Raw genomic sequence first — 13,260 nt, 5'->3', positions numbered from 1 at the left:
CGCCTCTCGGCCGGACATCGATCACCGGCCACCACTGCCGATCTAAGCCCCGTTCACGCGGCCAGACACCCCAACCCCTTCGGAGGGTCCGATGGAGATCCCAAGCGGCGTCCACGACATCCTCACCGACACCCGCACCGTCATCACCGGCGACCGGGTGCAGATCCCGTTCGAGCTGGACAGGCCCACGTACGAGCAGGTGAACAAGGTCCTGAAGGAGATCGGCGGACGTTGGGACGGCCGCACCGCGGTACGCGCCCACGTCTTCCCGTTCCCGGTGGAGGAGTTCATGCGGGCGTGCCTCGCCACCCGCGAGTTCCCGAGCCGGTTCGAGCAGGGCTGGTACCCGACCCCGCCGCGCGTGGTCGACGACATGCTGGCGCACGCGGGTGTCCGTGAAGGGATGAGCGTCCTGGAGCCGTCAGCGGGCACCGGCTCCATCGTGGGACCGGCCGCCGAGTGTGGCGGGGTCGTCGACTGCGTGGAGATCGACGCCCGGCGCGTACACGTCCTCCGCGAGCAGGGCACCGCCCGCCGCGTACTCGAGGCGGACTTCCTCGACCTGGACCCGCTCGACTGCCCGCACGGCTACGGACGGGTGCTGATGAACCCGCCGTTCTCGGCAGCCGTCCAGCACGTCACGCACGCGCTGGGGTTCCTCGACGACAACGGCACGCTCGTCGCGGTCCTGCCGGAGTCGGTGACGTGGCACAGCGACCGCGCCACCGTCGAGTTCCGTGAGCTGATCGCCCTCGCCGAGGGCACGTTCGCACCACTGCCCGACGAGTCGTTCGCGCCGTCAGGGACGAGCATGCGCACGGTCATCCTGGTCGTCGACGCCGAGGAGGGCGGACCGCTGCCCACCCACGGCTGGCACCAGAGGCAGCCCCGACAGCTCGACCTGTTCACGCTCGCCTGACCACCACTCTTTGGCATTCTTTTACCTAATCAGTTCTGTTAAACTGGCTAGGTAAAGCCAACTAGGAAAGAATGGAGGAAGTACCACACACCACCCCTAAGAAAGGCAAAGGCCATGGAGAACCAGGACATCCTCAAGGCAATCCAGAGCGGCGACATCTTCACCCTCACCAGGGAGGAAATGGCCCTTCTCCTTCCCTGGCTCCGGGAGACCCTCACCGCCCAGGAGAGGAAGGACGAGAACTCCGACCTCTGCCAGCTCACCGCGCGGATCCTCCGGCTCTCCAACCGGCTCTACGGCACCGAGCCGGGCGACAGGAGCACGTGCATCTGTCACGGCTAAGGCCCCATGGGGAGGGGCCGTCCACACGGCCCCTCCCTATGGCACCAGCACCCAGCACCACCAGAAAGGACGAGGATGGATCTCGCCACCTGCACCTATCAGGAGTTCCAGCCCCCCATGGGCGCTCCGATCCGCACCACCGCCGGCCACCCGCGCTTCCCGCTCGGCTACGAACTGGCCGGTCACGCGAAGCTCGTCACGCCGACACGGGAGCTGCTCGCGCAGAACCTGCCGCAAGACGCGTACGAGTTCAGCTACCGGCGGATCCTGAACAGCTACGGCATCGACCGCGTCTACGCCGAGCTGGCCGGCCTCGCAGCACGGAACGGCGGCGCCCGCCTGGTCCTGCTCTGCTTCGACCGCCTCGACAAGCTGAAGCCCGCAGACGCCTGGTGCCACCGCAACCACTTCGCGAAGTGGTGGCTTGAGCAGACCGGCGAGGAGATCCCCGAACTCGGCGCCAGGCCCTCGACCCCGCCCCCCAGCCTCTTCTGACCACCCCACACAGGGAGGACGCCATGCCCGGCGCCTACTGCAAGTTCTGCGGCCGCCGTTGCTTCGTCTACCGGGAGATCCCCGACGGCCCCGAGAAGGGATGGGCCGGGCACCTCGCCACCTGCGCCCAGGGCATGGCGCACGACCGGAAGCAGACCGGCCACGACCACACGACCGCCATCAACCCGGTGCAGAGCAACAGCGACTGACGCTCTGCACGACCGACCGGCCGGGACCCCGCAAGGGTCCCGGCCGGACCCATACCCGAAGGGAACAGTCATGATCGACACCCGCGTCACCCTGGACAGCATCGTCGGCCCTTACGACTGCGTGGCCACCGAGGAAGGCCGCGCTCCTCGCTTCACTCTCGACGTCACCCGGGAGGTATCGGCGGGGACGCTCCAGATGGCCGACGACTACGGCTTCAGCTGCACGGAGACCGTCCACGTCATCGACGGGTATGCGGGCAGCCCGGACACGGTCCACCTCTTCGACAGCGGCGAGACGTATGTGCTGAACGAGGACGGCGAGCGCGCCCCCCGTGCGGTCGCGGTGCGCGTCTGCTGGCGCGGCAAGACCCCGACCGTCACCCCGGTGCCGGTTAACAGGGAGACCCGCAGGGCTGCCCGCAAGACGCGGAGCAAGGCCCGTGGCGGCCGGGGCGCCGCCGCCCGCACGGCAGTCATCTGTGTCCACTGGCAGTGGGTGGACAACGAGGGCTCGGGCGCGCTCGACGTTATCGAGCCGCTCGCCGATGGCCGCTATCCGATTGGCGGCTGGGTGTGGCCGTGGTGCCTGGTCACCTGGAAGTGCGCGTGCGGATACGAGATGGGTTGGCACGTGACCGAGTGCCTGTGCGGCCTGACCCGCGACGGGCAGCCGCCCACGACCCTCGCGGCTGCCAGCCACCTGGCCGGAACCGAGCTGCGAACCCTGGCCCCCGAGACGACGTCGGTCACGGTCGACCTGACCAACAGCGCCTGCATCATCGACGTCTTTGCCGGCGAGCGCGTCATCACCGGAACCGACGACATCGGCCCGTTCGACACCGAGACGCTCGGCGCGGCCGACGCGATCCTCCGCCAGGCGCTCGACGAGGACCAGGACCTCGCCGCGGCCGGATGGGAGCACGTCCCGGACGAGGAGTCCGCCCGGCTGTACCGGATCACCTTCCCGACCTCCCGCTGCGCACCAAGGAGAACGCGCGTGACCAGCACTGACACCACCGCCCGCACCGCGGCCGCCGAGCCCGTACTGCGGCAGATGCCCCTGACCCGGAAGGCCGAGCACTGGTTCTGGTTCGAGCTCGGCCCGGACGGCGAGCGCATCGCCTACGCCTGCGTCATGCAGTGCCACGGCTTCGCCTGGCTCGAAGAGATCGCCGTCCACCCCGACCACCGAGGCCACGGCCTTGCCACCCGCCTGCTCGTTGCAGCCATCGACAGGTTCGGCCGCCAGCAACTCGGCCTGGGCTGCGAGGTGTTCCAGCCCGCCTTCCCGGTGAAGCGCACCGGACTCGACGCCGACCAGCTGCGCGCCTGGTACGGCCGTCACGGCTTCGAGCCCGACGACGGCAACACCCTGATCCGCCCCGCCTCCTGACCTCCACCCGCACGAAAACGAGGACCTCACATGGACAACCAGCCCGCCTCCCGCCCCGCCTATACGATCCCCGCCGACCTCGGCACCGTGACCCACACCGCCCTGGACAGCGCCACTGACGCACGCGACCAGCTCGGCCGCGCGATGGTCGTCGCGATCGCCGCCGCCGTGCGCGACATCCTGACCGGTTACGAGCCCGACGCCCCGTTCGACGCGGCGGGCCTGGAGTTGGTCGAAGCCGTGCGCGGCCCGCTCTACCCGACCGGCCGGTACTGGACGCTGGCCGGCGAGGAGCGCACCTTCACCGAGGCCGTCGGCGAGAGCGAGGCCGGTAACGGCATCCACGACATGAGCGAGTGGACCGTGTACCTGGACGACAGCACGCGCTACGTCTGGTACCCGCTGTGCACCGAGCTGCCTGACCGTGACGGGTGCCCCGCCTACCGCCTCGACCTCCTCAAGGCGGCGGCCGTCCCGCTCGCCCCGCCCGCGCCCGCCACTCCGGCCCGTCCCTTGAGCGCGATGGTCGACGTCACGGTCTGCGCGAACGACCGCGACCGCTACCCGGCCAAGGTGGACCCCGCCGACCAGCGCGACGGGTACGTGAGGCCCTGGTTCGACCTCGACACGGTCCGGTGGATCGCGGCCGACAGTCAGGCCGAAGCCGTCCGCTACGGGCACGGCTCTGTCGACACGGTGCACGTCTTGGACGGCAGTGTCGACCGCACGGCGCATGCGGTCGTCCTGGTCGTCTCCTGGATGTACCTCGGCGGGGACAAGCACGAGCAGGCGACCGAGATCCTCCAGCCGAACGAGGTCGGCCGGTACGCGGTCGGCGGTCACGACTGGTGCTGGTACGCCGTCTCGGACGACCTGCACCCGATGATCCCGTTCCTGCCCGACGGCACCTGACCTGCATTCTTTTCGAGTCTTTTACCAAATCGGATTGTTTAAACTGGCTAGGGCAAGCCGATTCGGAAAGAATGATCTTGGAACCAACCCGACCAGTCGACGCCGCCCCGGCCACGGGGCGGCGTCCCTCATTTCAGCAAGGAGACGAAGTCGTGCCCCGCCTCGACACCACCCCCCAGCCCGCGGCCGCCAGCAACCCCGAGCCGCCCATCCGGCACACCGTCCTCTCCGGGGAGCACGGCCACTGGTTCGAGATCGGCCCGGAAGGCGGCCACGTCGCCCACGTCCACGTCATCCAGTGCCGGAGCTTCGCCTGGATCGAAGAGATCGCGGTCCACCCCGCCCACCGCGGCCGGCGCCTCGCCACCCGCCTCCTCACCGCGGTCATCGCCGAGTTCGGCGACCAGGACCTCGCCCTGTCCTGCTCCGCCTTCGTGTCCGACACGTACTGGGAGCCCAAGCGCCCCGGCCTCAACAACGAGCAGCTGCGCGCCTGGTACGGGCGCCACGGCTTCCACGGCGACAGCGGCGACGCGCGCCTGATCCGCGAAGCCAGCAACTGACCTCCCCAGCGCAGAAGGAAGACATCCATGCCCTACATCGACGCCACCACTCAGGCTTGGGCCGCCAGCAGTCCGGCCCGCGCCTACAAGCACGACGGGAACGTGCTGACCGGCATGAGCTGGTTCTGCGGCGCCGGAGGCGACACCCAGGGATCGGATGCGGTCCCCGGCGTGCAGGTCACGAGAGCCGCGAACCACTGGGACGTGGCCCTCGCCACGCACACCTGGAACAACCCGTACTGCGACGTGTGGAAGGGCGACATCCGCCGCGCCCCCGTCGAGAAGTGGCCGGTCTGCCAGCTCTTTTGGGCGAGCCCCGAGTGCCCGAAGTGGAGCGCGGCCCGGGGCGTGAAGCGCGACTTCGACCGCACCATGCAAGGCGACTTCGACTTCGAAGAGGAGGACTTCAAGAACGAGAAGGAGCGCCGGGCGGCCGAGGAGCGCTCGCGCGCCCTGATGGAAGAAGTCCCGATGTACCTGTGGGGCGTCATCAACCGCGGCGGCCTGGTCCTCGCCGGGGTGGTCGAAAACGTCATCGACTGCCGGGACTGGGACCAGTGGGACCGGTGGGTCGGCGAGTTCCACAAGATGGGCTACCGCACGAAGCTCCTCGCCATCAACTCGATGCACGTCGACCCGCGCACCATGCTGCGCGTCCCGCAGAGCCGCGACCGGCTGTACTTCGCGTACTGGCACGAGAGCCTCGGCCGCAACCCGGACTTCGACAAGTGGGTGCTGCGCCCCGACGCCTGGTGCCCCGACTGCGACGACGTGGTCCGCGCGATCCAGGTCTTCCGCAAGCCCGGCAAGGACATGGGGCGCTACCGCCAGAGCTACGACTACCGGTGCCCGAACGCCAACTGCCGCGCGGTCGTCGAGCCTGCCGTCCTCCCGGCAGCGGCGGCGATCGACTTCTCGATCCTGGGCACGCCGATCGGCGACCGAGAGAAGACGGACGACTGCCCCGAGGGCCTCGCCCCGGCCACGATCGCCCGCGTGCGCGCTGGAGGCGCCCAGTACTGGGGCTGGGGCGTCGAGGAGGATGACGGCCAGGACTCACTGTTCGGCGACATGGGCGCCGAGCCCGCCGCCGAGCCCGGCTCGCTCCTCGTCCCGGCCGGCGGCACCTGGCGGGACAAGGCGATCACCCTGGATGTGCCGATGCCGACCCGCACGACGGTGGAGACCGACGGCGTCGCCTTCCCGCCCTTCCTCGTCCCGTGCGAGGGCCGCACCGGCAAGAAGCCGATGCGGGTGGACGAGCCGATGCGCACCCAGACGGCCCGCGCGGAACTCGCCATCGCCCACGCGCCGTTCGTGGTCCCCATGCGCGGCGGCGGCGACAAGGAGAAGGCCCGGCACCTCGGCCACCCGCTGCACACGGTCTCGGCCGGAGGCAACCATCACGGGCTGGTGAGTCAGCCTGAGCACCTCCTGGTCCCGTACTACGGCAACGGCCAGGCCCGGCCGGTCAGCGACCCGGTCGGCGCCTTGCCGACCCGTGACAGGTACGCGCTGGTCAAGAAGAACTTCACGCTCGAAGAGGTCCTGTTCAGGATGCTTCAGCCGCACGAGATCCACAGGGCGATGGCCTTCCGGCCGAAGTACAAGGTCATGGGCTCCAAGCGGCACCAGGTCCGCCAGCTCGGGAACGCCGTCACCCCGGCGGTCGCCGAGGTCCTGTACTGCGCGCTGGTCGAATGCATCACCGGCCAGGAGATGGACCGGTACGCGATGGCCGCCTGACCTGCCCCTTTCCTTGGGAGTTCTTTTACCGAATTGACTTGTTAAAACTGGCTAGGGCAAGTCAATTCGGAAAGAATGGAAGTAGTTCAAACCACACCACCCCGACAGGAAGGCGAGCGCCATGCTGAACATCCGCCTCACGCCCCCCACCACCACCGGCCCCGTCAAGACGGAGGTCACCAGCGTGCGCGACCTGCCCACCGAGGACCTCGACACCTGCACCGACTGCGGTGGCGACCTGGACACGCTCACCGGCAACAACGGCGAGATCCGGGCGGTGTTCTGCCCCTACTGCGACGAGTGACTGGCCGGGCGGCCGCCAGGCCGCCCCCTGAGCAGGCAGCGCGACGGGCCACCGCCCGGTGCGCGCTGCCCGCCCAGGAGCCGCCAACCGCCCCACCCGGGGCCTGGCTCACCACCACCCCAAGAAGGAGAACCCGAATGACCAGCACCCCCACCCGCGAGTTCATCATCGTCGGCCAGGAGCGGGGCGCCGGCTACGCCCTGTGGGACATCGCCCCCGCTCCGACCGACCCCGCCAAGCGGAGCGCGGTCCTCGAAGAGCTCGGCGTCGACGCGGCGGACGCCTTCGGTGACGTGAACACCGAGTGGGGCGCCACGCCCCGCGAGGCCCTCGACAACTTCCTCGCCATCATGCGCGAGCAGTCCGGCCTGGACGACTACGGGCTGACCCCCGACAGCAGGACGGAGAAGTTGGACGAGCAGGAGGGATGACCAGTACCCCACGTGATGCCGGGGAGCAGGCAGCGCTCCCCGGCTCGCCCGATCGGCCACCACCCCACGAAGGAGCACCAGCATGACCACCACCGCCCGCCCCACCCGCACAGGCGTCATCACCGACGGCGTCCTCACTGAGGACGGCAACCCGTTCAACCTGAAGTACGCCGTCCTCGCCGCGCAGCCCGGCGACGTTCTCGAGGACGTCACTACCCCGAACTACGTCGTGGGCGACGCCCTGTACCGCACCGGCCTGGTCGTCGACGCCGACCAGCGCGGCCTCGGCGTTGCCTGGCCGACCGAGCAGAACAGCACGAGCCAGGGCCGCGCCACGGTGCGCGCCGCCACCAAGACCGCCGCCGTGATCCACGCGACGGTCAGCCCCGGCCTCGACTCGTTCACCATCGACGGCGTCACCCACGGGCAGGAGACCAGGGACCGCATCCGCGCGGCCATCATCAACGGCGGCTACTCCTGGCCCACCGGCCGGGTCACGGTCACCGTCGAGAAGGTCACCGGCCCCCCTCTGGACAGTACCCACGACCTCGCCATCGCCTGCGCGATCCTCGGCGCGGACGGGCACTACAGCTCGGACGCCCTGGCCAACGTCGTGTTCATCGGTGAACTCGGCCTCGACGGCCGGGTGCGGCCCGTGGCTGACGTCAACGAAACCGCCCGCTTCGCCATCGTCAGCGACTGGACGACCGCGCTCATCGCCGACGACGACCTCAGCACCATCGACGTCGCCGACATCGGCATCTACAGCGTGGAGAACCTCCACCAGGCCGTCCTCACCCTCCAGACCTTCGACCGGGCCAACTCCTAGCCATCGTGGGGCCGGGGCGCAGGCAGCCCACCCCGGCCCCACCACCCGCCCACCCCCACCAACGGAAGGAACCGCCCCACATGACCAGCAAAGCCTTCTGGACCGAGTACTTCGAGGACGCCTACCGCGACGCCGCCAAGAAGCGGCGCGAAGTCCTCGACCGAGGCCTGCTCCTCATCGCCCACCTGATCCGCGAGGAGCTGCCCACGGCTACCGCCATCAGCGTCAACGCCAACGTCCTGACCACGGTCCACGACGGCGACAAGGTGATCTGGCGTTTCAACGACGACACCTTCCACACGCTGAGCCGCCAGGCCGTCAACGACATCCGGCACACGCTCCTCGACATGACCACCTTCAGCCGCACCGTGCACCCGCTGCTGGCGGCCGACTGGAAGCCGGTCAACGACCTGCTCGGCACACTGCGCGTCGACCTGCCCGAAGACCCCGACAAGGACCAGGAACAGGACGCCGCCCCGGCCGCCGACGACTGGCCGCACGGAACACCGGGGGAGAACGCCGGGAACCGCGCCCAGTGCGGCCGACTGCTGATCTGGGACGGAACCGGCAAGCGCGTGAACGACGGATGGGGCGAGTACCTGTGCGCCGGACCCCGCCAGGCAGGCAACCGGACCGCGACCCACGTCCTGGCCGCACCGGACACCGCTGAGGCGCAGCCGGCGGCGCAGAGCTGACCGCCATCCGACCAGCAGTGAGCCCGGGGAACAGGCAGCGTTCCCCGGGCTCACTGCTGTTCTACCGGGCCCACCCCCTTGCCGCACAACCCACCCCACCTGACCGCGATAGGCCGCCACAGATGGACAACTGGAAGCCGCGCCCCATCCGCCTCCCCGACTCCCACCTTCCCAGCGGCCCCGAGACCGACTGGAAGTGCCGAACCTGCGGCACCGCCTGGCCGTGCGCCACGGCCACGGAGCACCTGACGCAGAACAGTTGCAGCTGCGGCAGCCCCTCGTACTGGGAGAAGCGCGGCCCGAGGAACTGGCACATCGGGCCCGCTGTTACACGGACGTTGACGTCATCAACCGGCAGGCCGCCGCCCTGCACACCCATAGATCGAGAGCGTCGATTCAGCGACCTGAGGTGGGGGTCGAGACTCCCTGCCGTGCTGTGAGTTTTCTGTGAGGGAGGGGGCTTGATTCGATTCAAACCCTGACCTGGCCCTGTCAAGGTTTCGTCACTCAAAAGTGTTGACTTGATGCAACGAGTCAACTTAGATCTTCAAATTGTAAAGATCTGTTAAGGGTGGGGTGGGGGGCTATGGGGTGGCGTGTGTCACGCCGTCATGCCTGCGTGCATGCGGTGCAGAGCAAACACAGTGAACACGGCGGGCGAACTAGGGGACGATTCCTGGCGAGCGCGGTCGTGACGGCGCTGCTGGCCGGACTGCCAGTCGTCGCCGGGTCCGCGACGCAGGCGCAGGCGGATGCGACGTCGGAGGCGCAGGCCGCTTCGGCCCAGGCAGCCGAGTCCGGCGAGCGGGTCGAGGTCGTGGGCCAGCGCACTGAGTACTCGACGACGTACGCCAATCCTGACGGTCTGACCTTCAAGCTGGTGCAGTCGGCGGTTCCGGTGCGGGCCAAGCTTGCTGACGGGTCGTGGGTGGCACCGGATGCGACGTTGGAACGGCGAGCCGACGGCTCGATCGGGCCGAAGGCCGCCGTGTTGAACGTCTCGCTGTCCGGAGGCGGCGACGGCGCCGGCCTGGTGACGTTGGCTGACGACGGCATGTCCCTGTCGTTGGGCTGGCCTGGGTCGCTTCCCGAGCCGGCGCTGGAGGGTGCGTCCGCGCTGTATGCGGACGTGCTGCCGGGTGTGGACTTGCGGATGACGGCCACCGTCGAGGGCGTTCGGCAGGTGTTGGTTGTCAAGAGCGCGGCCGCGGCCGCCAATCCGCAGTTGAAGAAGCTCGATTTCTCCCTGAGGGCCAAGGGCCTCACTGTGCGGGACGGGGGCGGGAGCCTGTCTGCGGTGGACGCCAACGGCAACACGGTCTTCCGTGCCCCGTCCGCGCAGATGTGGGACTCGGCAGGGGACTCGGTCTCCTCATCGCCGAGTGCCTCGTCAGCGAACGCGTCGCAGGCTTCGTTCAGCCTGGCGTCGGCGGAGGGCACATCGGCAGGGGATGAGGACGGGTCCGGTGAGGCATCGGCAGATCCGGCGGATGGCCCGGGCGAGGGCGATGCCTCGGTGATGTTGCCGGTGTCGGCGGATGCGGATTCGGTGACGGTGGTACCGGACGCGGAGCTGCTGACCGGCGAGGACACGGTGTACCCGCTGTACATCGATCCGGATGTGTCGTGGGGCGAGTCGGAGCGCACGCTGCTGTCCTCTGACGGGGACACGTTCTACAACTTCTCCGGCGGTGACGATGGCAAGGGTGTTGGCTACTGCGGCACCTATGTGACCGGCGGATACGCCTACTACTGCGGTTCGGGATACAGGAACCGGATGTACTTCGAGTTCTCGCCGAGCCAGCTGGCGGGCAAGCAGGTGCTGGATGCCACCTTCCGGATCACCGAGCGATTCTCGATGTCCTGTGAACCGACCTGGGTGGATCTGGCGCGCACCGGAAACATCTCCTCGTCCACCAGGTGGCCGGGGCCGACCGCGAACTGGGACCTGATGGTCGACCGGTACGTTTCGGCGGGCCGGGGTTCGGCCTGCGATCCGAGTCAGCCGGACAAGGCGATCGAGTTCAACGACAGCTCGACCGAGCCCAACGAGAACCTCACTTCGACCGTGAAGAAGTTCGCGGCCGGTGACATCTCCCGTCTTACTCTGATGCTGAAGGCGCACGACGAGTCCGACCCCAACGGCTGGAAGCGGTTCGACGACGACGCGACCTTGGACGTGGACTTCGTCGGCATTCCGGCTAAGCCCACCGCGATCGGACTGGTCACCGGTGATGGCATCCAGTGCGAGACCGACCAGAGCGATCCGTTGATCGTCTCGACCCCCAACGCCCGGTTGACCGCGACCGTGCAGACGGCCAAGGGGGGCGAGGAGGACGCGCTGTTGCGCGCGGCGTTCGACCTGGACAAGTACACCGACAGCAGCAAGTCCTGGTCCCAGGCGGTCGATGAGATGGAGCGGCCCACCAGCGGACACGCCGCCGACAACACCCAGCTGTTCGCGGACACTCCGACGCTGACGGATGGCACGCTGTACCGCTACCGGACCTGGACCCGCTCGTACTACAACAGCTACAACAGCCATCTGTCGTCGGCCTCCAACGCTTCTACGACAGGCTGGTGTTACTTCAAGGTCGATTCGACTCGCCCGAAAGCCCCCGGCATCGCGGTGGCCAGCCCGTACTTCCGTTGCACGACCAACGCCTGCGTGCCGGGCGGCGGACCGGGCGTCGATGCGTCCTTCACCTTCACTCCGTACTCGGGGGACACCAACACCGCCTACATGTACAAGTTCTCCACGGAGGTCTCCTGGTCTGCCCCGATCCCCGGCTCGACGGTGACCAAGGTCATCACTCCGACCGCACCGGGCACATACACCATCTTTGTGCGCGCCAAGGACACCATCGGCTGGGGTGCCCAGAACGCGATCGATTTCGTGGTCGCCGAAGGCCCCGGCCCCGTCGGACAGTGGCATTTCGATGAGCCCAGTGGCGCTGCCGTCGATACCTCAACCACGGTGACGGCCGACCAGGACAACGCCGCCCTCTCCGCCTCGGGTGCCTCCCGTGACGGACGCGGTCGGCGCGGCGTCATCACCAAGGATGCCAACGGCAACGACCTCGGCACCCCCGTGACCGACACCGGGCTGACTCTTGACGGTTCCGCCGGCTACGCGGCGACCTCCGGCGCGGTGCTGGAGACCCGGGCCTCCTATACGGTCTCGGCGTGGGCCCGCATCGCCTCGGCTCCGGCCCACAACTACGCCGTCGTCTCGCAGGTGAGCAGCGATGCCACCGCGTCAGGGTTCTCGATCTACTACTCCACCTCCTACAAGGGCTGGATCTTCAACTGGCACTGGCGGGACTCCGCGGGGACCTCGCACATCGCCCGCTCCTATGCCAACCAGACCTCGGTGCCCTTCGGCGTGTGGACCCATCTGGCCGGCGTTTACGACTCGAAGGCCAAGACCATCCAGCTGTACGTCAACGGCAAGGCCCAAGGCTCCCCTGTCGTCCTGGACAGTGGGCAGCCCACGGCCGCCAATGGCAGTTTCCTGATCGGCCGGGCCCTTTACACGGCCGGATCTCCCACCGACTACTTCGGTGGCCAGATCGACGAGGTCCGGGCCTGGCAGGTCAAGCTCACCGATGACCTCGTGTCCACGGACGCACGGCTGAAGAACCCCAACGGGTACGCGGGAGCCGAGTTGGTGGCCTCCTGGAACCCGGCCGATGCCAGCGGCACCACCCTCGCGGACAGCGACTCCGGCTACGGCCGCTCGCTCACTCTCTCCGGTGGTGCCTCGTTGGACGGTGAAGGGATCGTCCTCCACGGTGCGGACAGCGCGGCTACAGCTTCCGGGCCGCTGGTGGATGAGACCGGTTCGTTCACCGCGACCACCGCCGTGCAACTGGACGCTGACGCACTGGTAGCCAAGAACATCGGCTACACCGCGCAGGTGATCGGTCAGCGCAGCGCCGACGGGTCCGCCTGGGGGTTTTGGTACGAGCTGAAGAACACCGACACCGACCTGGAGACGGACAAGACGATTCCGGTCGGCGTCTGGCACTTCGGACGCCTCAACGCCGATGGCAGCTTCAGCGGCGTCACCTCCGACGCGGCAGCCATGCTAGGCAGCTCGGTCCGTATGACCGGCGTATACGACGCGCAGTCCGGCACGGTCAGCCTCTATCTGGGCCTCAACCAGAACGGTGACGACACCGCCTACACAGCCGTGGTCGGATCCGGCGACTTCGCGGTTGGCAAGGGCTTCGCCAACTCTGCCTGGGGCCACTATTTGCCGGGATCCGTCACCGACATCCGGGTCTGGGCCGGCGCCATGGCCAGCCAGGACCAGATCGCCAACACCGTCGGGGACTAATCCCGAAACTTGGCGCGGGACGGGCGGCGGCAGGCACCGCCGCCCGCCCCGCGTCCGCCGTCGGACGCGGGTTGCCGCCC

General features: G+C 68.5%; 13 protein-coding genes. All 13 read left to right on the top strand.

Going from position 1 to position 13,260, the window contains the following annotated elements; translation table 11 throughout:
• Window positions 1–91 precede the first annotated feature (91 nt).
• Window positions 92–919 (top strand): class I SAM-dependent methyltransferase, encoded by an 828-nt coding sequence (locus QF027_RS23310; protein WP_307076820.1) that lies wholly within the window; start codon window positions 92–94, stop codon window positions 917–919.
• A 114-nt stretch (window positions 920–1,033) separates the two neighbouring features.
• A complete protein-coding gene (locus QF027_RS23305; RefSeq protein WP_307076818.1) occupies window positions 1,034–1,261 on the top strand; it encodes a hypothetical protein in 228 nt (75 codons plus the stop codon).
• 75 nt (window positions 1,262–1,336) lie between these two features.
• Window positions 1,337–1,756, top strand: a complete 420-nt coding sequence (locus tag QF027_RS23300; RefSeq protein ID WP_307076816.1) for a hypothetical protein — start codon at window positions 1,337–1,339, stop codon at window positions 1,754–1,756.
• A gap of 23 nt (window positions 1,757–1,779) precedes the next feature.
• Window positions 1,780–1,965 carry a hypothetical protein gene (locus tag QF027_RS23295; RefSeq protein WP_307076814.1) on the top strand — a complete coding sequence of 62 codons (186 nt, stop codon included), beginning with the start codon at window positions 1,780–1,782 and terminating at the stop codon, window positions 1,963–1,965.
• Window positions 1,966–2,035: 70 nt separating this feature from the next.
• Window positions 2,036–3,358 carry a GNAT family N-acetyltransferase gene (locus QF027_RS23290; protein WP_307076812.1) on the top strand — a complete coding sequence of 441 codons (1,323 nt, stop codon included), beginning with the start codon at window positions 2,036–2,038 and terminating at the stop codon, window positions 3,356–3,358.
• 30 nt (window positions 3,359–3,388) lie between these two features.
• Complete coding sequence (locus tag QF027_RS23285) at window positions 3,389–4,270, top strand: hypothetical protein (protein WP_307076810.1); 882 nt, start codon at window positions 3,389–3,391, stop codon at window positions 4,268–4,270.
• A 152-nt stretch (window positions 4,271–4,422) separates the two neighbouring features.
• Window positions 4,423–4,833, top strand: a complete 411-nt coding sequence (locus QF027_RS23280; RefSeq protein ID WP_307076809.1) for a GNAT family N-acetyltransferase — start codon at window positions 4,423–4,425, stop codon at window positions 4,831–4,833.
• Window positions 4,834–4,860: 27 nt separating this feature from the next.
• Complete coding sequence (locus tag QF027_RS23275; RefSeq protein WP_307076806.1) at window positions 4,861–6,579, top strand: DNA cytosine methyltransferase; 1,719 nt, start codon at window positions 4,861–4,863, stop codon at window positions 6,577–6,579.
• A gap of 121 nt (window positions 6,580–6,700) precedes the next feature.
• The gene (locus tag QF027_RS23270; RefSeq protein ID WP_307076805.1) at window positions 6,701–6,883 is read left to right on the top strand and encodes a hypothetical protein; all 183 of its coding nucleotides are present in this window, start codon (window positions 6,701–6,703) and stop codon (window positions 6,881–6,883) included.
• A gap of 137 nt (window positions 6,884–7,020) precedes the next feature.
• Window positions 7,021–7,314 (top strand): hypothetical protein, encoded by a 294-nt coding sequence (locus QF027_RS23265; RefSeq protein WP_307076803.1) that lies wholly within the window; start codon window positions 7,021–7,023, stop codon window positions 7,312–7,314.
• Window positions 7,315–7,396: 82 nt separating this feature from the next.
• Complete coding sequence (locus QF027_RS23260; RefSeq protein ID WP_307076802.1) at window positions 7,397–8,143, top strand: magnesium chelatase domain-containing protein; 747 nt, start codon at window positions 7,397–7,399, stop codon at window positions 8,141–8,143.
• Between the two features lie 80 nt (window positions 8,144–8,223).
• Entirely contained in the window at window positions 8,224–8,838 is a 615-nt protein-coding gene (locus tag QF027_RS23255) for a hypothetical protein (protein ID WP_307076800.1), read from the top strand.
• Window positions 8,839–9,457: 619 nt separating this feature from the next.
• Window positions 9,458–13,180: a LamG domain-containing protein gene (locus QF027_RS23250; protein ID WP_307076799.1), complete on the top strand. Its 3,723-nt coding sequence runs from the start codon at window positions 9,458–9,460 to the stop codon at window positions 13,178–13,180.
• The last annotated feature ends 80 nt before the right edge of the window (window positions 13,181–13,260 follow it).

The sequence above is a fragment of the Streptomyces canus genome, assembly GCF_030816965.1.
GTDB lineage: Bacteria > Actinomycetota > Actinomycetes > Streptomycetales > Streptomycetaceae > Streptomyces > Streptomyces canus_E.
Note: the sequence above shows the minus strand (reverse complement) of the source record. Positions and strands in the feature narration are given on the sequence as shown.